Source organism: Desulfolutivibrio sulfodismutans DSM 3696 (assembly GCF_013376455.1).
In the GTDB taxonomy this organism is placed as follows: Bacteria; Desulfobacterota; Desulfovibrionia; order Desulfovibrionales; family Desulfovibrionaceae; genus Desulfolutivibrio; species Desulfolutivibrio sulfodismutans.
On record NZ_CP045504.1, the window covers coordinates 925,934 to 946,336 of the forward strand.

Genomic DNA, 20,403 nt, shown 5'->3' on the forward strand with positions numbered 1-20,403 from the left:
CCGGACGCCGGGTCCGGCCACGGAATTCGCGACATTTTGCCGGGGGGGAGGCCTCCGGCGGCCAAAGGGTTTCACCCTTTGGAATCCCATAACGATTTCAGATCGTTGTCATTCGCGCACAAGGCGCTTGACGAAAAGGCATACGCCCAAGTCCGGGCGGCGTCAAAGCACCCGGTAATGGACGGTTTCCGGGCGCAGAAAGGACATGGCGTCCACGGCCTTGATGACCCGGCGCACGGCCCGAACCGGCGCGGCGTGGGTCAAAAAGACGATGGGCACGACCCCTGTCTCGGGGTCGCCCTTTTGCACGGCCTGATAGATGCTGATCCCCTCCTCGCCCATGACCTTGGAGATGGCGGCCATGACCCCGGCCCGATCCTCCACGTTGAAGCGGATGAAGTGGCGGCACACGGCCTCGTCGGGATCAAGGATCTCGGCCTCGGGCAGGGATTCCTCCAAGAACCCGGTGTTGTTGGGAAGGTGTCCGGGCCGGGCCAGGGCCAGGATGTCGGCGGCCACGGCGCTGGCCGTGGGCAGGCCGCCCGCGCCCTTGCCGTGCAAAAGCATGGGCCCCGAGGCGTCGCCCTCCAGGCGGATGGCGTTGAACGCCCCCTGCACGTTGGCCAGAAGGTAGTCCCGATGCACCAGCATGGGGCAGACCCCGGCGTCGAGCCTGCCGTCCACCCGGCGCACCTGTCCGATGAGCTTGATCACGTAGCCGAATTCGGCGGCGAACCGGATGTCCACGGGGGTGATCCGGGTGATGCCCTGCACCGGGAGCCGCGACAGCGGATAGTTCTCGCCATACGCCAGCCGGATGAGCAAAACGAGCTTGTGGGCCGCGTCCAGGCCCTCGATGTCCAGGGTGGGGTCGGCCTCGGCATAGCCCTTTTCCTGGGCCTTTTTCAGGGCTTCGCCAAACTCCAGGCCCCGGCCGGACATCTTGGTCAGGATGTAGTTGGCCGTCCCGTTTAAGATGCCGATGAGGCTCTCGATGCGGTTGGCGGCCAGGGACTCCCTAAGCGTCTGGACGATGGGGATGGCCCCGGCCACGCTGGCCTCGTACAAAAGCCCAAGGCCCTTTCGCCCGGCCAGGGCGAACAGCTCCGGGCCGCGCTCGGCCAGAAGGGCCTTGTTGGCCGTGACCACATGCTTTCCGGACTCGAGCGCGCCCCGGATCAGGTCGTAGGCCGCGCCCGTGCCGCCCATGAGCTCCACCACGATGTCGATGTCCGGGTCGGCGGTGAGATCCGAGGGCCGGGTGGTGAGCACCGTGTCCGGCCCAAGCGCCGCGTCACGCGGCTTGCCCAGATCGCGCACCAGCACGGTTTTGAGCACCATGTCCCGGCCTACGCGCCGCCGGATCCAGTCGGCGTTGTCGCCAAGCAGACGGACCAGACCGGCGCCTACCGTGCCAAGCCCGGCCAACCCCAGTCGTACCGGAGAGGCCAAAGGAAAAACGTGTGCGGAGTTCATCCGGAAAGCACCTTTTTCAGGCCGCGCACGGCCTGTTTGATGCGATGTTGGTTCTCAACCAGGGCGAACCGGACATGGGTGTCCCCGAAATGGCCGAAGCCCAGCCCCGGCGACACGGCCACCTGCCCCTCGCGCAGCAGCAGCTTGGAAAATTCCACCGACCCCATATGGGCGTAGGCCTCGGGAATCTTGGCCCACACGAACATGGTGGCCTTGGGGGGCGGCACCTCCCACCCGATGCGGTGCAGGCCCTGGATCAGGGTGTCGCGCCGGACCTGATGCACGTCCATGATCTCCCGCACACACTCCTGGGGACCGTTTAAGGCCACCGTGGCCGCGATCTGGATGGGCTGGAAGATGCCGTAGTCCAGATAGCTCTTGATGCGGGTCAGGGCATGGACCATGGCCGGATTGCCGCAGCAAAAGCCCACCCGCCAGCCGGCCATGGAATAGCTCTTGGTCAGGGAGAAAAACTCCACCCCCACGTCCTTTGCGCCCTTGGCCTGCAAAAAGCTCGGCGGCAGGTAGCCGTCGTAGCCGAAATCGGCGTAGGCGAAGTCGTGGATGACGTACATCTTGTGTTCCTTGGCGAACTCCACGATGCGCTCGAAAAACGCCAGATCGGCCAGGGCCGTGGTGGGATTTTGCGGATAGGACAGGATCAGAAGCTTGGGCTGGGGCCAGGTCTGCTTGGTGGCCACCAGAAGATCCTCGAAAAAGTCGCGGTCCTGGGCCACGGGGATGCGCCGCACGTCGGCCCCGGCGATGATGCACGAATAGGGATGGATGGGATAGGACGGGTCCGTGGCGAAGACCACGTCGCCAGGCGACAGCATGACCAGGGCCAAATGGGCCAGGCCTTCCTTGGCCCCCATGGTGACCACGGCCTCGGTCTCGGGGTCGATGTCCACGTCGAAACGGCGCTTGTACCAGCCGGAGATGGCGTTTCGCAGGCCCTTGATGCCGCGCGAGGCCGAATAGCGGTGATTTCCCCCCTTGCGGGCGGCCTCTACGAGCTTGTCCACGATATGTTTCGGGGTGGGCAGATCCGGGTTGCCCATGCCCAGGTCGATGACGTCTTCGCCCTGGCGGCGCATCTGCATCTTCAGCTCGTTGACCACGGCGAAGACGTAGGGAGGCAGCCGTTCCATGCGCGCAAACTTGTGCATTGCCGCGACTCCTTTGGGGTTGTGGAACCATCCGCAAAACACGATGATAGCCGGGAGGGGGATTGTCTGTCAAAGCCAGCGTGGGGATTTTGAAGGACTTTTCGGCACGAAAAGAAGGAATCCGGGGGATGGCCGCGACCGGTTTGGTCTGGCCGGGTCTGGCCGGGCCGGGCCGGGCTTGAGCCAGCCCAGGGAAGATCGGGGCAGGGCCGACTCCAGGCTTGACCATGCCGGGCCGGTCGGATACAGGACGTGTTTCGCGGAGAGGTGGCCGAGTCGGCCGAAGGCGCTCGCCTGCTAAGCGGGTATCGGGCTTAAAACCTGATCGAGGGTTCGAATCCCTCCCTCTCCGCCACAGTACACGATTCCCGGGCTTCGCAAGAGGCCCGGGATTTTTGTTTTTCGGGTCTTGCATGTCCCCATGCCGTCGCTTTTCGGTTTCCCACCAGACAACCGGTCGGTTCTGGCTGCGGGATCACGCCGTACGGTAGTCGCCGATGGTCTCCGGCTGCAGATGCCACCCCGCTTTCGCATGTCCGCAACGGTCCCGGCCTGCATGGGCAAGAGGCTGGCAGGGCGCGCGAATCTGGTCTATACGGAGAGAAACGCGAAAAGGAGACAGACATGGGCAAGGACAAGCCGAAGCACTACGAGCGATTGCGCGAGGAACACCCCGACTTCATGAACGCCGTGGAGGCCCTGGGACAGGCCGCCGCCACGGCCGGGCCGCTTGACGACAAGACCGTGCGGCTCATCCAGCTCGGGGCGGCCACGGCCATGCGTTCGGAAGGATCGGTCATCAGCCACGCCAAACGCGCCCTGGCGGCGGGAGCCACGGCGGCCGACGTCCGCCACGCCATCATGGCCGTAACCAGCACCACCGGCTTTCCCACTGTGGCCGCCGCCTTGTCCTGGGTCGAAAAGCAGCTTGACGACTAGCCTCACGTCCCGGGGAAATCACGCCAGCAGGCCGTAACATATTCGTTTTTTTATTTTGATGCCGTGCGCATTCACCGGGGCTGCCGTGACAGGCACGGCAGCCCCGCTGGCACGCGGAAAGCAAAACGGCCATTCCCCGGCCGCCGTCGGAAAAAACGCTGTCCGCTCCGGAGGGGCCTCCCGGCCGGAGTCGGCCAGACGGGAAGCGGTCCATGCCCCCTGCCCCGGCAGGCGGGGATCACTCCCGGGCCATGGCGTTGGTCACCGTGATCTCGCCCGAGATGATCTTTTCCCGGATTTCGGCGATCCTGTTCATGACCGCATCCGGAACCTTGTCCCGCGTATACGCCATGTCGCTCAGCCGCACCCCGCCGTCCTTGAGGCCATACGAGCTCGGGCCCGGGACGAAGGCCTTGTCCATCACCTTTTTGATTTCATTGCAGACAGCCGTATCGAGCCGTTTGATCACGCTGGTCAATACGGTCCCCTTGGCCAGGGCGTCCTGGTCCGAATCCACCCCGATCACCAGCCTGCCGGAATCCGAAGCCGCCTTGATCACGCCGTTTCCGGTACGCCCGGCAGCGGCGAAAACAATGTCCGCGCCCTGTCCGTATTGGTCCATGGCCAACCGGTAGCCCTTTTCCGGGTTGCTGAAGCCGGAATAATCGCCTTCCGGCGAGGCGTACGCAACAAGGACCGCCGTGCCGGGTTTGGCATAGGCGGCCCCCTCCCGATAGCCCTGCTCGAAGGCCTTCACCGGCAGGATCTCCGCCCCGCCCACAAAGCCGATCTTCCCCGTGGCGCTCACGCTTGCCGCCAGGGCCCCGGCCAGGAAGGCGCCTTCATGCTGCCTGAAAAGGACCGAAGACATGTTGGCGATGCCTTCGCACGGGACGTCCATCAGGATGAATGTCTTTTCGGGATGCGCCAGGGCCGCCGCCTTGGCCAGCTCCAGGTGTTGCGCGCCGAGCAGGACGATCACCCCGGCCCGGTCGACGAGTTGCCGCACCTCTGCGGCGTCGGCCTCGCCGTCGGCCTTGGGCTGCAGAACCTCCAGGTCGAATCCGAAATCCTGCTGCGCCTTCAGGACGCCCTGGTGGGCCATGTCGTTGAAGGAGGCGTCTCCCAGGCCCGGGGTTCCTGTTATGAAGCCGACCAGGGGCTTTCCGGCCTGGGCTGGGCAGACCAGGCAGCACCATACCGCCAGGGCTAAAAACACGCTTTTCATACGTCCCTCCGGTGTCGCCGGGCGGGCTGATCCCCCGCCAGCGCGGCGCTTTCACTTGTCCCGGGCATTCTCCGGGCAGCCCCGGGAATACCGGGTGGTCATAGTGCCGCGAAAACTGGCCATGTGGCAAGGGCTGCGGCGGCTCCAGTCACGTTCCTTGCCGCCACGGCCTCCATCCCGGCGGCGCCGTTCGCAAGGAGCGCGCAACGGCTCCCGTGGCCCCCAGGCTGATCGGTCGATTCGTGCCACCCGAATCGGTCATTTTCATTTGTCATCGACAGGGCTGCGGCAGCTCCCGCCATGCCCAGGACCGATCACCCCGTGTTCCATAAAAACCGGCGCGTTTCATGCCTTTGACAGGCCTCCGGGGAGTTTCAGGCGACTGAAACCGTGCGAAACCAGGCGGCAGGCATTGCGGCTCCGGCAAGACGGTGGCACAAGGAATGCCGCCTCTGAAAACCGTGGCCGAAGACGGGCGGCAGACGCGGCCATCCGCCTGGCCAACGTCTCGCGCGGCCTGGCGCAACCGAATCACCCGGCGCACACGCCGCACAGGATGCATCCGTGACCCCCTCCCCCCTTGATTCCGCCATACGCAAGGCCAGGTGGCGGCTCTTGCCGTTCCTCATGGTTTTGTATGTCGTGGCCTATCTCGACCGGATCAACGTCAGCTTCGCGGCCCTGAGCATGAACGAGGAACTGGGCCTGTCCCAGACGGCCTACGGCCTGGGGGCGGGCATCTTTTTTCTGGGCTACGTTCTCTTCGAGGTGCCGAGCAACCTGATCCTGGCCAAGGTGGGACCGCGCATCTGGCTCTCCCGCATCCTGGTCAGCTGGGGGCTGGCCACCGTGGCCCTGTCCCTGGCCGTGGGGCCCACGAGCTTCGCGGCCCTGCGCTTTCTGCTCGGCGTGGCCGAGGCCGGGTTTTTCCCCGGCGTCATCTTGTATCTCACCGCCTGGTTTCCCCTGGCCCACCGGGCCAAGGCCGTGGCCCTGTTCATGACGGCCACGCCGCTGGCCGGGCTCATCGGCAGCCCCGTGTCGGGATGGATCTTGGAGATGCACCAGATGCTCGGCCTTTCGGGCTGGCAATGGCTGTTTCTTCTGGAGGGCATACCGGCCGTGGCGCTTGGAATCGTCCTGTACTTCCGCCTGCCTGCCGGGCCGGGCCAGGCCGTCTGGCTCACATCTGGCGAGCGGCAGGCCCTGACCCTGGCCATCGAGGCGGAGCGGCGCGACATCGCCCGCCACCACCTGTCCGGCCTGCGGCACGGGCTTTTGAGCCGGTCGGTCTGGACCTGGGGCTTCGTCTATTTCTGCATCGTGGTGGCCATGTACGGCCTGGTGATGTGGCTGCCGCAGATCCTGTCTGGAATCATCGGCCAGGGGGCCGACCACTCCCTGCGCGTCAGCCTGCTGGTGATGGTCGCCTATGCCTTCGCCGTGGTCGGCATGGTGTGCATCGGGGCCAGCTCCGACCGGCGCGGGGAACGGCGCTGGCATATCCTGGGGTCGCTTGGGCTGTGCCTGCTGGGCATGCTGCTTATGAGCCTTAGCCCCGGGCTGGGCTGGGCCCTGGCCGGGGCCTCGCTGGCGGCCATGGGCATCTGGGGGGCGGTCGGGCCGTTTTGGGGGCTGGCGACGACCTTCCTCACGGGCCAGGCCGCCGCCGCTGGCATCGCCCTGATCAACTCCCTGGGCAACCTGGGCGGCTTCGCCGGGCCCTCCGTGATGGGTTTCGTCAAGACCCACACCGGCGGCTTTTCCCAGGCGTTTCTCGCCATCGCCGGATTGATGGCGCTTGCGGCGATTCCCGTGGCCCTGTCGAAAAAATCCCCGCGCCATCCGGCATAGCCCGCCACCCTCCCCCTGCCCGGCCCCGGACAGCCGTCCGGCCTCCTGGTCCGGCCGATACGGTCGAGGCGCTCCGTGCGTCAGGCCGCCGTCCCATGCCGACAGGCGGCCGCGACCGCCGACATCCCCCCTGCCCCTCTCACGATCCCCCTTGATTCTTCTCCGCAGTCGCCCCCCCCACGCTGACCATAATATCCATTCCCAGCGTCTCGATCAGGCGCCCGACAGCCCCCGTCGCGGCCAGTCGCAAACCACGTTATGTTAAAGATAACATATCAATGTCATTGGATTTATTGGCCGCGAATCCTTGATTTGCCCTGCCGAAGCAGGCATATGTCAGTCACGACATATGGTGAAAGCGAAACCCTCCCGGGCGGCCTTACGGGCTGTGCGAAAGGAGTGGAGCGCGCGGAGGAAAGGTATGCGCCGTCAAGGAATGCGTGAGGTCGCCGTCGAAGATGCCGTGGGACTTGTCCTGTGCCACGACATCACCCGCATCGTGCCCGGCGAATTCAAAGGCCCGGCCTTCAAAAAAGGCCATGTGGTCACCCAAAACGACATCCATGAACTGCTGCGCGTGGGCAAGGAGCATCTGTATGTGCTCGATCCCATGCCCGGCTACCTGCACGAGGACGAGGCCGCCCGGCGCATCGCCACGGCCGTGGCCGGAGACAACCTGACGCTCACCCCGGCCTGCGAAGGCCGGGTGAATCTCTCCGCAAACGTCCAGGGACTTCTGGTCGTGGACCCGGACATCCTTTTTCAGGTCAACGCCCTGGGGGAGATCGCCCTGGCCAGCCTGCATACCCTTCAGGAGGTCCAGGCCGGCCAACTGGTGGCCGGAACCCGGGTCATCCCCCTTGTGATCGACGAGGAAAAGATTCGCCGCGTGGAGGAGGTCTGTGCGGACAAGACCGTGGTGACGGTGCGGCCCTTCAAATCCTGTCGGGTGGGCGTGGTCACCACCGGCAGCGAGGTCTACCACGGCCGCATCAAAGACGCCTTCGGACCGGTTTTGCGGAAAAAGTTCACCCGTCTGGGAAGCCATGTCATCGCCCAGCGCATCACCTCCGACGACGAGGCCATGACCGCCGCCGCCATCCGCGACCTGATCGACGACGGGGCAGACCTCATCGCGGTCACCGGAGGCATGTCCGTGGACCCCGACGACCGCACCCCTGCCGCCATCCGGGCCGCCGGGGGCAGGCAGGTGGTCTACGGCGCGCCCACCTTCCCCGGGGCCATGTTCCTTCTGGCCCATATCGGCGACGTGCCCGTCGTCGGCCTGCCGGGCTGCGTCATGTACCACCGGGCCAGCATCTTCGACCTGATCGTTCCCCGCATCCTGGCGGGCATCAAGGTCGCGGCCTCCGATGTGGCGGCCCTGGGACACGGCGGCTTCTGCGCCGCCTGCGCCGAATGCCGCTATCCCCACTGCGCCTTCGGGAAGGGATGAAAACACCAAACTTCCGGCCCACGCGGCCGGAGGCCATACGACAGACCGTGAACATGCCAAGGAGGCAGCTATGATTCAAAAAATGCTCATCGTGAACGGCGTGCAGAAAACCCTGGTGGTCGATGCCGACGCCACCCTGGCCGACGTGCTGCGCGAGCAGCTTTTGCTCACCGGCGTCAAGATCGGCTGCGGCCAGGGCCAGTGCGGCGCATGCAGCGTCATCCTGGACGGCAAGGTGGTGCGCTCCTGCATCACCAAGATCAAACGCGTGGCCGACGGAGCGAACGTCACCACCATCGAAGGCGTGGGCACCCCCGAGGCTCCGCACGCCCTGCAACTGGCCTGGATGGTACATGGCGCGGCCCAGTGCGGCTTCTGCTCCCCCGGCTTCATCGTCTCGGCCAAGGGCCTGCTTGACGAGAACAAAAGCCCCTCCCGCGAGGAGGTCCGCGACTGGTTCCAGAAGCACAAAAACGCCTGTCGCTGCACCGGCTACAAGCCCCTGGTGGACGCGGTCATGGACGCGGCCAAGGTGCTGCGCGGCGAGATGACCGCCGCCGAACTGGCCTTTAAGCTGCCCGAGGGCGCCCGGGCCTTCGGCTCCAAGCTGCCCCGGCCCTCGGCCCTGGCCAAGGTCACCGGAACCTGCGACTACGGCGCGGACCTGGGTCTGAAAATGCCCGAGGGAACCCTGCACATGGCCCTGGTCCAGTCCCCGGTGTCCCACGCCAACATCGTTTCCATCGACACCTCCGAGGCCCTGGCCATGCCCGGAGTGCACGCCGTTTTGACCCACGCAGACGTCAAGGGCAAAAACCGCATCACCGGCCTTATCACCTTCCCCACCAACAAGGGCGACGGCTGGGACCGCCCCATCCTGTGCGACACCAAGGTCTTCCAGTACGGCGACGCCGTGGCCATCGTGTGCGCCGAATCGGAAAAACTGGCCCGGGCCGCCGCCGAGAAGGTGAAGGTGGCCTACGAGGAACTGCCCGCCTACATGAGCGCGCCCGCGGCCATGGCCGAGGACGCCCTTGAGATCCATCCCGGCACCCCCAACGTCTACTACATCCAAAAAATCGCCAAGGGCCCGGAGACCGCGCCCATCTTCGAAAAGGCCGATGTGGTGGCCGAGGACGACTTCTACGTCGGCCGTCAGCCGCACATGCCCATCGAGCCGGACGTCGGATTCGCCTATGTGAATGATGAGGGCAAGCTGGTCATCCACTCCAAATCCATCGGCCTGCATCTGCATCTGTACATGATCGCCCCGGGCCTGGGCGTGGAGCCGGACAACCTGGTCCTGGTGCAAAACCCCACCGGCGGCACCTTCGGCTACAAGTTCAGCCCGACCATGGAGGCCCTTGTGGGCGTGGCGGCCCTGGCCACGGGCAAACCCGTGCACCTGCGCTACAACTACCAGCAGCAGATGGCCTACACCGGAAAGCGGTCGCCGTTTTTCATGAACGTGCGCTTCGCCGCCGACAAATCCGGCAAGCTTTTGGCCATGGAAAGCGACTGGACCGTGGATCACGGCCCCTATTCCGAGTTCGGCGACCTTCTGACCCTGCGCGGGGCCCAGTTCATCGGCGCGGGCTACGCCATCCCGGCCATCCGGGGCGAAGGCCGCACCGTCTGCACCAACCACGCCTGGGGTTCGGCCTTCCGGGGCTACGGTTCGCCGCAAAGCGAGTTCGCCTCGGAAGTGCTCATGGACGAACTGGCCGAGAAGCTCGGCATGGACCCCCTGGAACTGCGGTACAAAAACGCCTACCGCAAGGGCGACACCACCCCCACCGGCCAGGATCCCGAGGTCTACAGCCTGCCTGAGATGCTCGACACCATGCGGCCCAAGTATCAGGCCGCCCTGGCCAAGGCCAAGGCCAATTCCACGGCCGAGGTCAAACGCGGCGTAGGCCTGTCTTTGGGCGTCTACGGCGCGGGCCTGGACGGCCCGGACTCCTCCGAGGCCTGGATCGAGCTCAACGCCGACGGCGGCGTGACGGTCTATTCCTGCTGGGAGGACCACGGCCAGGGCGCGGATTCCGGGGCCCAGTGCACGGCCCACGAAGGCCTTTTGCCGCTTGGCGTCCCGCCCGAGAAGATCCGCCTGGTCATGAACGACACCAGCAAGGCCCCCAATAGCGGCCCGGCCGGGGGCAGCCGCTCCCAGGTCATGACCGGCAACGCCATCCGCGTGGGCTGCGAACTGCTCCTCAAGGCCATGCAGAAGCCCGGCGGCGGCTACCGCACCTATGACGAGATGGTGGCCGAGAAGCTGCCGCTTCGTTATAGCGGCAAGTGGACGGCCCCGGCCACGAACTGCGACGAAAACGGCCAGGGCAATCCCTTCTGCTGCTACATGTACGGCCTGTTTTTGGCCGAAGTGGCCGTGGAGATCGCCACGGGCAAGACCACGGTGGAAAAGATGACCCTGGTGGCCGATCTCGGCGCCCTGGCCAACAAGCTCGTGGTGGACGGCCAGATGTACGGCGGCCTGGCCCAGGGCATCGGTCTGGCCCTGACCGAAGACTACGAGGACATTAAAAAGCACTCCACCCTGGCGGGCGCGGGATTCCCGTTTATCAAGCAGATTCCCGACGACATGGAATTGATCTATGTGGAGTCCAAGCGTCCTGACGGTCCTTTCGGGGCTTCGGGATCGGGCGAACTGCCCCTGACCTGCCCCCATGCGGCCATCTCCAACGCCATCAAAAACGCCTGCGGCGTGCGCATCACCAAGCTGCCCGCGCTGCCGGAAAAGGTGCTGGCGGGCCTTACGGCCCTGGGCTAACATCGCACATGCGCCCGCCCGGCAGCCCCTAAAAAGGCCCCGGGCGGGAAACATCACGGGCCATCGGCCCACACGGCGAACGGGCGGGCGCAAGATGGCGTCCGCCCGTTTGGTCTCGGGGGGAATCCCGGGGGAAGGCCTCCGGCGGCCAAAGGGCCTCGTCCTTTGGAATCCCGTAACGATTTCGATAGGAACACATTTTTCATACGAAGACATCCGTATTTGTAAGGAACAGAAGGCGAGAGGCCCGGCATGGATCAAAACGAACTGCGTGGCTGGGAAGCCCGGTGCATCCAGGAAGAGCCGCCCGGCTGCCGGGCGGCGTGTCCGCTGCATGTGGACGTGCGGGCCTTCATGGAGGCCATGGCTGCAGGCAAAACCGCCGCCGCCCGGAAAATTCTGGAACGGACCATGCCCCTGCCCGGGGTTTTGGCCCGGCTCTGCGACCATCCCTGCGAGGCGGCCTGCCTGCGCCGCGATCTGGGCGGGGCCCTGGCCATCGGCGACCTGGAGCGGTTTTGCGTCGAAAACGCCCCGGCCGGAGGCAAACCCCTGGTGCTCCCGGCCAAAGGAAAGCGCGCTGCGGTCCTTGGCGCGGGACTGGCCGCCCTGACCGTGTCCAGCGAGCTCACGCGCAAGGGCTACGCCGTCACGGTCTTTTTCCCTGAATCCGCCCCGGGGGGGTGGCTGGGCCATGTCCCGGCGCACCTTCTGCCCCCGGACGTCCTGGCCGCCGAGGCGGCCATGCTGGCGCGCATGGGAGTGTCGTTTGCGCCGGGCACGGTCCTGTCGAAAGATTTCCTGGGAACGACCCGGGTGAACTACGACGCCGCGTTCGTGGAATACGGGGCCGGTTCCGACGGGACCGGGCCGGGGCTGTGTCCGGCGGATCGCACGGACGTGGACCCGGTGACGCTTGCGGCGGACGATCCTTCGGTATGCTTCGGCGGCTGGCCGCTGCCGGACGGGACACGCTCGCCCATGGCCTGCGCCGCCGACGGCCGCCGGGCCGCCGCCACCCTGGACCGCTTCATGAGCAACGTCTCGGCCACGGCCTCCCGGGAACGGGAGGGGGCCTCGGGCACCCGGCTCTTCACCCAGACCGCAGGCGTCGCCGCCGTCCCCCGGCTGCTCCCGGCCGATGCCGCCGCCGGGTTTTCCGCCGCCGAGGCCATGGCCGAGGCCGCCCGATGCCTGCGCTGCGAGTGTCTGGAATGCGTCAAGGTCTGCGCCTACCTGGAACGCTACAAGGGCTACCCCAAGACCTACGCCCGGCGTTTCTACAACAACGCGGCCATCGTCCAGGGCCATCATCAGGCCAACCGAATGATCAATTCCTGCAGCCTGTGCGGGCTGTGCGCCGAGGTCTGTCCCGAAGGCTTCGCTATGGCGGAGTTAAGCCTCCTGGCCCGGCGGGACATGGTGGCCAGGGGCAAGATGCCGCCCTCGGCCTTTGAATTCGCGCTCATGGACATGGCCCAAAGCGATTCCGCGGCCTGCGCCCTGGCCAAGCCCGGGCCCGGAGCCGCGACCTGCGGCCATGTCTTTTTCCCGGGCTGCCAGTTGGCCGGGGCTTCGCCGGGACTGACGCATGCGGCCTACGACTTTTTGCGCGGGGCGTTGCAAGGCGGCGTGGGCGTCATGCTCGGCTGTTGCGGCGTGCCCGGCCGGTGGGCCGGGCGCGAGGATCTGTTCGCCGCCTCCATGGCCCGCTTCCGCGCCGACTGGGAACGCCTGGGGCGGCCCCGGGTGGTCGCGGCCTGCGCCACCTGCCTGAAGACCTTCACCGAGGCCGCGCCGGACATCCCGGCCGTGTCCCTGTGGCAGGTGCTGGCCGAAGAGACCGGACTGCCGCCTGGCGCGGCAACGGCCCCTGAAGCGCAGACCCTGGCCGTCCACGACCCCTGTTCCTCCCGGCATGATCCGAAGACCCGGGCCGCCGTGCGCGAGCTTTTGTCCAGGCTCGGGGTCAAGGCCCTGGAGCCGCCCCTGACCGGACAATACACCGAGTGTTGCGGCTATGGGGGGCTTATGTGGAACGCCGATCCGGACATGGCCCGGACGGTAGCCGCACGCCGGGCCGGAGCCGCCCCCCAGGACTACGCCGTGTCCTGCGCCATGTGCCGGGACATGCTGTGGCGGGCGGGCAACCGGGCCGTACATCTGCTGGACCTGATCTTTCCCGGCGAGAGACCCGGCGGTCCCACGGTGGAGCAACCTGCCGGACTGTCGGCCAGACGCCGCAACCGGGCGGGGCTTAAACGCGACATCCTGCGCGCCGTTTATGGCGAGGAGGAGACGGGCATGGAAGAGACTGGCGGCGTCACCGTGACCATGGCCCCGGAGGTGCTGGCAAGGCTTGAGGAGCGGCGCATCCTGGACACGGACGTCCGGGCCGTGGTGGCCCGGGCCGAGGCCACGGGGGAGCGTTTCCTGGACAAGGCCACGGGGCGATTCTTAGCCTCGGCCCGGCTTTGCAACGTGACCTTCTGGGTGCTCTACGACAAAAACGACGGGGGCTGTACGGTGCATGACGCCTATTGCCACCGCATGGAGGTGCCCGGCGCCAGTATGGCGGCGGGCGGCGGGCCGGACGGCGGACCAAACGCCGGGCCACATGCCGGAACTGACGCGGCAGGCCCGCGAAAGGAGCGGCCATGAGCATGGAACCGGCCTATGCGCCCGACGCCGGAGACTGGACCTGCGGCCGGTGCGGCGGCCCCCTTCTCCAGTCCAAGGTGGAGGTGTCCTACCTCGGCAGCGTGTTTGCGGTGATCCTGCCCACCTGTCCGGCCTGCGGCCTGACGCTTGTGCCCAAGTCCCTGGCCGAGGGCAAGATGGCCGAGGTGGAGGCCCTTTTGGAGGACAAGTGACCTCGCCCTGTGCGACCCTTGCGCCTGTCGCGCCGACGGCCGCGCCGCTGTCCGGCCCCCTGTACCGGCGGGCGGATTTCCGGGCCGTGGCGGGCGACGCCCTGCGACCCGGGGGGCTTGGGCTCACGGCCCGGGGTCTGGACGCGGCCGGTTTCGCCCCCGGGGACATGGTGGCGGACGTGGGGTGCGGCCCCGGGGCCAGTGTGGAATTTTTGCGGCAGCGGGGACTTCGGGCCCTGGGCGTCGAGGCCGACCCCGGGTTCGCCGCCGAGGCCGCAGGCCGGGTTCCCGGGCGGGTGATCGTGGCCCGGGCCGGGGCCCTGCCCCTGCCGGACGGCGTGTTGGACGGCGCGCTGTGCGAATGCGCCCTGTCCGCCTTTGCCGATTCCCGGGCGGCCCTGGCTGAACTGACCCGCGTCCTGGCCCAGGGCGGACGCTTGGTGGTCGCCGACCTGTACCGCCGGGACGGTGCGGACGGCGATGGCCGGGCGGACGGCGCCTGCACGGCCGGGGCCATGACCCGTGAGGCGTTTTTGGCCGAATTGTCCCGGGCGGGACTTGCGCCCATCCTGTTCGAGGATCATTCCCGGCTTCTGGCCGAACTGGCCGGGCGGCTGCTTTTTGCCGGATGCGACGCGGCGGATCTGGCCCCGGCCCTGTCCGGCGGGGCTGGCGGATGCGCCTGCGGCGTCGGACCACGGCGACCCAGGCCGGGGTATTTCCTGTGTGTGGCCGTCAAGGAGGTTTCATGACGTCGTCGCTTGACATCGCGCCCCTGGTGGGACGCGGCTATTGTTGCAGCCAGGCCATGGCCCTGCTGGCCCTTGAGGCCATGGGCCGGGAGAATCCGGAACTGGTCCGGGCCATGTTCGGCCTGTGCCGGGGGTTGGCCCAGACCGGCGGAACCTGCGGCATCCTGACCGGAGGGTGTTGCGTGCTGGGGCTCTACGTGGCCAAGGGCGCGGATGAGGAAGAGGCCCACCCCATGGCCAACCCCGTGGTGGCCGAATTCGCGGACTGGTTCCGGGAAAAGACCGCCGTCTACGGCGGCGACACCTGTCCGGCCATCCTGGGCGAACACGACCCGCATGGCCCAAGCCCGGCCCATTGCGGAACGCTTTTGGCCGAGTCCTGGGACCATATCCTGGAGATCCTGACCGCCTACGGCATCGATCCGACCCTGCCGCGCGGGGAAGGATGAGGATGTGACCATGATTCCCGCCACGCGGCCTGTGGACCGGGAACCGGACACGGCCAGCGTGTGCCCGGTATGCCTGCGGCGGCTCGACGCCTGGCGCGTCGTCCGGGGCGACACCGTGTTTCTGGTCAAACGCTGCCCGGAGCACGGGGACTTTACGGCCCCGGTGTGGCGCGGCCAGCCGGATTTTTCCGCCTGGAAACGTCCCAAGCGGCCAAGCGCCCCGCGCCGGGCCTTTACCGCCGTGGACCGGGGCTGCCCCTTCGACTGCGGCCTGTGCCCGGAGCACGGCCAGCATACCTGCACGGCGCTCATCGAGGTCACCGCCCGCTGCGACCTGGGCTGCCCGGTGTGCTTCGCCTCGTCCGGCCCCGGAAACGCCACCGCAGACCCGCCGCTTTCCCGCATCGCCTTTCTGCTTGACCGGGTGGGCCAGGCCTCGGGGCGCTGCAATCTCCAGATCTCCGGCGGCGAACCGGCCCTGCGAAGCGACCTGCCCGCCATCGGGGAGATGGCCAAGGCCCGGGGCTTTCCCTTCGTGCAGCTCAACACCAACGGCCTGCGTCTGGCCGCCGATGCGGATTTCGCCCGGTCTCTGGCCGGGGGCGGTTTCGATTCGGTCTTTTTGCAGTTCGACGCGGTCACGGACGAGGCCTACCGGGCCTTGCGCGGCAGGCCGCTTTTCGACCTGAAAAAACGGGCCGTCGCGGCCGCCGTCCGGGCCGGTCTGGGCGTGGTGCTGGTGCCCACGGTCATCCCCGGGATCAACGACGGGGAACTGGGGGACATCGTGCGCCTGGCCCTGTCCTTCGGACCCGGCGTGCGCGGGGTGCACATCCAGCCCGCCGCCGCCTTTGGCCGCCATCCCTGGCCGGGGCGCGACGACCGCCGCCTGACCCTGCCCGAGGTCATGGCCGCCCTCGTCCGCCAGTCCCAGGGCCTTTTGCGCCTGGAAGACTTCCATCCCCCGGGCTGCGAACACTCCCTGTGCTCGTTTTCCGCCGTGTACCAGCGTACGCCTTCCGGCGGACTGACCCCGGCCCCAAAGGCTGGCGGCTGCTGCGACGCCGCCCCTGCCGCCGATCCCATCCTGGCCGAAGAGGGGGCGCGCCGGGCCAAGGCCTTCACTGCGAAACACTGGGCCGCGCCCGGGCCGGATGCTGCACCGGCCGCCCCTGTCGACGACTTCGACCGCTTCCTGGCCAAGGCGGCCACGGGCGGACGCTTCACCCTGTCGGGCATGGCCTTTATGGACGCCTGGACACTGGACCTGGAACGGGTCCGGGGCTGCTGCATCCACGAGGTCTCCCCCGAGGGCCTGCTTATCCCCTTTTGCCTCTACAACCTTTCGGCCTCGGACGGCCGGACCCTCTATCGGCCGCAACCCGGCGGACACGGACGGGCCGGGGCATGAGGCGCGATCCGCCTGCCGCGCGTTCTCCCCTGGATCCCTGGCTGGCCGCGCGCCTGGGACTTGCCGGGGAAGGCCCTTCCCCCCGGGACGTGGCGCAACACCACCTGGCCGCCTTGCAAGCCGCCTTCGCCCTGGCGCGGGACAAAAGCCCCTTCTACCGCGACAAGCTGGCCTCCCTGCCAAACGAGTTCCCCCGCAGACTTAAGGACATGGCCGACTGCCCCTGCACCCTTCCGGAGGAACTGGCCCGGGACCATCGCCCGTTTTTATGCGTCCCCCTGGGCGACATCGAGCACATGGTCACCCTGGCCACCTCCGGCACCAGCGGCCCGGCCAAACGCCTGGCCTTCACCGCCGCAGACCTGGCCGCCACCCTGGATTTTTTCCACCACGGCATGACCACCTTCACCGCGCCGGGCGACACGGTGCTGATCCTTTTGCCCGCCCCCCGCGTGGCCGAGCTGTTGTCCACGGCCCTGGCTAGGTTCGGGGCGCGCGGCGTGGCCGGATTCCCGGCGGCCCGGGCCCCGCAAGACGGCGACCGCGACCCGGTCACGGCCTTTTGCCGGGACATGGCCCAGGCCCGGCCCCGGGTGCTGGTCATCGGCCCCAGGCTTCTGGAAGGGTTCGTGCGCGACCCCGATGCCTGCGACGCGGCCCGGGGCCGGTTGCGGGCGGTTCTGACCAGCGGGGAGCCCCTTTCCCCCGAACTGCGCCAATTGGTGCAACGACGCTGGGGCTGCCCGGTCTTCGACCACTACGGCCTGACCGAATCCGGGTTCGGGGGCGGGGTGGAGTGCGCGGCCCAGGCGGGCTACCATCTTCGTGAGGCCGACCTGTATGTCGAGATCCTGGACCCGGCCACGGGGGCGGTCCTGCCCGAGGGCCACACCGGGGAGGTGGTGCTGACCACCCTCGGCCTCCGGGCCATGCCGCTTCTGCGCTACCGCACCGGCGACGCCGCGGCCATGCTTCCCGGCCCCTGCCCCTGCGGCAGCCTTCTGCGACGCCTTGGCCCGGTGACCGGCCGCTACGACCGTCAAAACCGAATCCACATCCCCAAAAAAGGAGGCGCAGACGCGCCATGAACGATCTTCTGGAAACGCTCCTTGCCCGGCTGGAGGCCGGAGAATCCGTGGTCCGGGCGGCCATCGTCGCCCAGGAGGGCTCTGCGCCGCGCGCGGCCGGGGCGCACATGCTGGTGTTCGCCGACACGTCCATCGCCGGGACCGTGGGCGGGGGGCTGGTGGAGGCCCGGGTCATGGACGCGGCCGCCGTTGTCCTGGCCGAGGGCCTGGCCCGGGTCATGGACTTCAACCTGACCGGGGAAATGGCGGCCGGGGCGGACATGATCTGCGGCGGCAGGCTGCGCATCTTTCTGGAGCGCCTGGACCCGGATCAGGCCGGGCTGTTTGCGGCCTTGCGGGACCGTCTGGAGACCGGGGAGCGCTGCCTTCTGGCCACCCCCCTGGACGCCCCCGGAAACGGCGGGGGAAAAATCCTTCTGGCCGGGGACGGCAGCACCGTTTCGCCGGACAAGACGCCGCCCGAGGATCAAGCCGCCCTGCGCCGGGCCGGGGAGAGCCTCCTGGCCCCGGCCTGCATGGACGCCGGGGGCCGCCGCTATTTCCTGGAGCCCTGCCAGGGCAGGCCGCGACTCTTCCTCATGGGGGCCGGGCATGTGTCCCGGGCCACGGCCCTGGCTGCCGGGCTGGCCGGGTATTCGGTCATTGTCCTGGACGACAGGCCGGAATTCGCCAACCGGGAACGCTTCCCCGGCGTCCACGAAGTGGCCGTGGCCGACATGGAGGACTGCTTCGCCGGACGGACCATCACCCCGCGCGACATGGTGGTCATCGTCACCCGGGGACACCTCAACGACGCCACGGTCCTGGCCCAGACCCTTGGCACAAGGGCGGGCTACGTGGGCATGATCGGCAGCCGCCGCAAGCGCGACGCCATCTACGACCGGCTACGGACCCAGGGCGTGACCGACGCGGAACTGGCCCGGGTGCATTGCCCCGTGGGGCTTCCCATCGGGGCCGAGACCCCCGAGGAAATCGCCATCAGCATCGTGGCCGAACTCATCGCCGTGCGGGCAAATCAAGGACTTCCCAGGCATCCATAAGGCTTACTCGGCGCACGCGCCGCCCTCCGAACCGATGACGCATGCCGCTGCTGCGGCCCGGACGCCTTCGATTTTCACGCCTCCGGCCTCGCCGTCTGCATATGAAAAAAGGGCCGACGGTCGGGTGACCGTCGGCCCTGCACTGCTGCCTGTATCGGCAGCTTCGATAATCACGCGCAGGCTGCGGCTATGCCGCGCCGTAAGCGAGGGATTTTCGTGCCTCTCCGCCCGGCGGCCTGGCCGCCGCTGGCGGCGCAAAGCCCTGGTTCCGAAAAACCGGGGCTTTGTCATCAAATAATGACGCGCTATTTCGCCTTGCGGTACGTGCCCCCGAAATAGCCGGACATGCCGCATTCGTCGCCCTTGGACTCCACGTCCACGGTGGCGGTGTCGCCCTTGAAAGCGATGGTGAATTTGATGCCGTCATCCTCGGTGCCGCCCTTGGCCGGAAGGTCGTCGTTTTCGCGGCCGCCGCCCTGGTCCATAGGGGTCTCGTAGGTTTCGAAATCACACATCTGGCCGTTGCTCTTGCTTTTGGTCTTGAACTTGAAGACAAACCCGGGGCCCATCTGGGCAATGGTCATGGTCCCCTCGTAGCCGGGCTCGGTGTAGGTCCAGCGCCCCTCCACGCCCTTGGCGAAACACACTCCGGACAGCCCGAGCACGATCACGGCCACCCCGACCGCCAGACATACCTTGCGCATGAGACAACTCCTTCGTTTTCTTCTGGTTGCCGATACCCGGTGAAGGTGCGGCACAGCCGTCCATTCCCGGGCGGAATCCTCAATTTGCCTTTAAAAACATCCCCCGGCATTTCCCGCACGGCGCAGCCCCCGTCATGGAGGCCTGCGCGACACGTCTGCGCCAGCGGCAATACGGCGTTATGGGCCCTTTCGGATGATGGCCATGGCGTACATGGAGTCCTCCCCGGCGTCCTTCGTTTCGGTCAGCAGAAATTCGAACCCGGCATACGTCCAGACCGTGTCCTGGCCTTTCCTGACGCCCTTGCCTGCCTTGGCTCCAAGCCAGGCGGCCAGCCCGGCGGCCACGGGATTCTGCTCCTTGAGAGAGGCGTCGATGGTCAGCCCCTCGAAACGGCCGCCGGGGCCGAAGTCGAAGGCCAGGGTGACCGGTCCCTGGTCCGGAACGGCCTGAAAATCGTATTGCAGGCGTTCGGGGGCGGCGAGGCTTGGTTCCTCGGACGGCAAGGCCGACGTGAGCGCCGCCTCCAGGCTGGTCCGGTTCGAGGCGGCCCCAATGTCCAGGGTCTTGCCATTGACGACCACCGGGAAGGTGTCCTGGCACAGGGCCTGACCAGACAGGCCTAGAAAGAGAACAAGAGCCAGGAGACTCCGCATGATGTTCATGGTCCGCATCCTTGTCGGGTTGGAAATGTCGACGGAAACGATCCGGGGCGTCATGCCCCGGGAACGGAATAATATTTTTTTACAGAGCACCGTCGGCCATGTCTGTAAGGGGATTCCCTGTCATGCCCGACAAAGCGTGGGCATCACCGGAAAAGGCAGGATATGGCGAAACAGCGTCAGCATGAACTAATGCTGAATAGGGTCGTACGAAATCTATGTCCAGGTTATCCATCACGCCACTACATACAAAACATGAAATATATATAGTAAATATTAGCGTCAAGATTAAATGTTGAATTTGATTCGTGAACATCAGTCAGCCCTGTACACCAACAAGAGAACCAGTCCATACCACACAGCAACAGCGGCCAGCGCCAAGAAAAGAGTTGCCTTCACTCCTGTCCGGATATACTTTTTCATGGCAACCGCCTCTAGTTTTCATTTTTATGACTCACGACAACATGTCCGGATATCCATGACGTTTTTTCCCCATCAATTTTCACCGTA

General features: G+C 66.8%; 16 protein-coding genes and 1 tRNA gene. 12 read left to right on the forward strand and 5 right to left on the reverse strand.

Annotated elements, in window-relative coordinates; translation table 11 throughout:
- Window positions 1-162: 162 nt before the first annotated feature.
- Window positions 163-1,476, reverse strand: coding sequence for a homoserine dehydrogenase (locus GD606_RS04470; protein ID WP_163303794.1), 1,314 nt, complete (start codon window positions 1,474-1,476; stop codon window positions 163-165).
- Window positions 1,473-2,645, reverse strand: a complete 1,173-nt coding sequence (locus tag GD606_RS04475) for an aminotransferase class I/II-fold pyridoxal phosphate-dependent enzyme (RefSeq protein WP_163303795.1) — start codon at window positions 2,643-2,645, stop codon at window positions 1,473-1,475. Before GD606_RS04475 ends, GD606_RS04470 begins: the two co-directional genes overlap by 4 nt.
- Window positions 2,646-2,906: 261 nt before the next feature.
- Here GD606_RS04475 and GD606_RS04480 point away from each other — a divergent pair.
- Window positions 2,907-3,000 (forward strand) — tRNA-Ser (locus tag GD606_RS04480).
- Window positions 3,001-3,269: 269 nt separating this feature from the next.
- A complete protein-coding gene (locus tag GD606_RS04485) occupies window positions 3,270-3,584 on the forward strand; it encodes a carboxymuconolactone decarboxylase family protein (RefSeq protein ID WP_163303796.1) in 315 nt (104 codons plus the stop codon).
- A gap of 238 nt (window positions 3,585-3,822) precedes the next feature.
- Here GD606_RS04485 and GD606_RS04490 read toward each other — a convergent pair whose 3' ends face one another.
- Window positions 3,823-4,812, reverse strand: a complete 990-nt coding sequence (locus GD606_RS04490) for a BMP family lipoprotein (RefSeq protein ID WP_163303797.1) — start codon at window positions 4,810-4,812, stop codon at window positions 3,823-3,825.
- A gap of 564 nt (window positions 4,813-5,376) precedes the next feature.
- Here GD606_RS04490 and GD606_RS04495 point away from each other — a divergent pair.
- From GD606_RS04495 to GD606_RS04540, 10 genes are all read left to right on the forward strand, one after another.
- On the forward strand, window positions 5,377-6,666 hold the full coding sequence (locus GD606_RS04495; protein ID WP_246298966.1) for an MFS transporter: 1,290 nt from the start codon (window positions 5,377-5,379) through the stop codon (window positions 6,664-6,666).
- A gap of 436 nt (window positions 6,667-7,102) precedes the next feature.
- Window positions 7,103-8,122 carry a molybdopterin-binding protein gene (locus GD606_RS04500; RefSeq protein ID WP_163302948.1) on the forward strand — a complete coding sequence of 340 codons (1,020 nt, stop codon included), beginning with the start codon at window positions 7,103-7,105 and terminating at the stop codon, window positions 8,120-8,122.
- A gap of 70 nt (window positions 8,123-8,192) precedes the next feature.
- Entirely contained in the window at window positions 8,193-10,916 is a 2,724-nt protein-coding gene (locus GD606_RS04505) for a molybdopterin-dependent aldehyde oxidoreductase (protein WP_163302942.1), read from the forward strand.
- A 252-nt stretch (window positions 10,917-11,168) separates the two neighbouring features.
- Complete coding sequence (locus tag GD606_RS04510) at window positions 11,169-13,577, forward strand: pyridine nucleotide-disulfide oxidoreductase/dicluster-binding protein (protein ID WP_163302941.1); 2,409 nt, start codon at window positions 11,169-11,171, stop codon at window positions 13,575-13,577.
- A complete protein-coding gene (locus GD606_RS04515) occupies window positions 13,574-13,789 on the forward strand; it encodes a DVU_1557 family redox protein (RefSeq protein WP_163302940.1) in 216 nt (71 codons plus the stop codon). The genes GD606_RS04510 and GD606_RS04515 overlap by 4 nt, the downstream gene beginning before the upstream one ends.
- Entirely contained in the window at window positions 13,786-14,541 is a 756-nt protein-coding gene (gene trsM / locus GD606_RS04520; protein ID WP_246298968.1) for a DVU_1556 family methyltransferase, read from the forward strand. The genes GD606_RS04515 and trsM overlap by 4 nt, the downstream gene beginning before the upstream one ends.
- Window positions 14,538-14,990 carry a DVU_1555 family C-GCAxxG-C-C protein gene (locus GD606_RS04525; protein ID WP_163302939.1) on the forward strand — a complete coding sequence of 151 codons (453 nt, stop codon included), beginning with the start codon at window positions 14,538-14,540 and terminating at the stop codon, window positions 14,988-14,990. The genes trsM and GD606_RS04525 overlap by 4 nt, the downstream gene beginning before the upstream one ends.
- A gap of 10 nt (window positions 14,991-15,000) precedes the next feature.
- A complete protein-coding gene (gene trsS / locus GD606_RS04530; RefSeq protein ID WP_163302946.1) occupies window positions 15,001-16,401 on the forward strand; it encodes a radical SAM (seleno)protein TrsS in 1,401 nt (466 codons plus the stop codon).
- A complete protein-coding gene (locus GD606_RS04535) occupies window positions 16,398-17,489 on the forward strand; it encodes a DVU_1553 family AMP-dependent CoA ligase (protein ID WP_163302938.1) in 1,092 nt (363 codons plus the stop codon). The genes trsS and GD606_RS04535 overlap by 4 nt, the downstream gene beginning before the upstream one ends.
- On the forward strand, window positions 17,486-18,529 hold the full coding sequence (locus tag GD606_RS04540) for an XdhC family aldehyde oxidoreductase maturation factor (RefSeq protein WP_163302937.1): 1,044 nt from the start codon (window positions 17,486-17,488) through the stop codon (window positions 18,527-18,529). Before GD606_RS04535 ends, GD606_RS04540 begins: the two co-directional genes overlap by 4 nt.
- 305 nt (window positions 18,530-18,834) lie before the next feature.
- Here the strand turns inward: GD606_RS04540 and GD606_RS04545 are convergent, their stop codons facing one another.
- Together GD606_RS04545 and GD606_RS04550 are read right to left on the reverse strand one after the other, a co-directional pair.
- Window positions 18,835-19,233 carry a hypothetical protein gene (locus GD606_RS04545; protein ID WP_163302936.1) on the reverse strand — a complete coding sequence of 133 codons (399 nt, stop codon included), beginning with the start codon at window positions 19,231-19,233 and terminating at the stop codon, window positions 18,835-18,837.
- A 177-nt stretch (window positions 19,234-19,410) separates the two neighbouring features.
- The gene (locus GD606_RS04550) at window positions 19,411-19,896 is read right to left on the reverse strand and encodes a hypothetical protein (RefSeq protein WP_246298969.1); all 486 of its coding nucleotides are present in this window, start codon (window positions 19,894-19,896) and stop codon (window positions 19,411-19,413) included.
- Window positions 19,897-20,403: the final 507 nt, after the last annotated feature.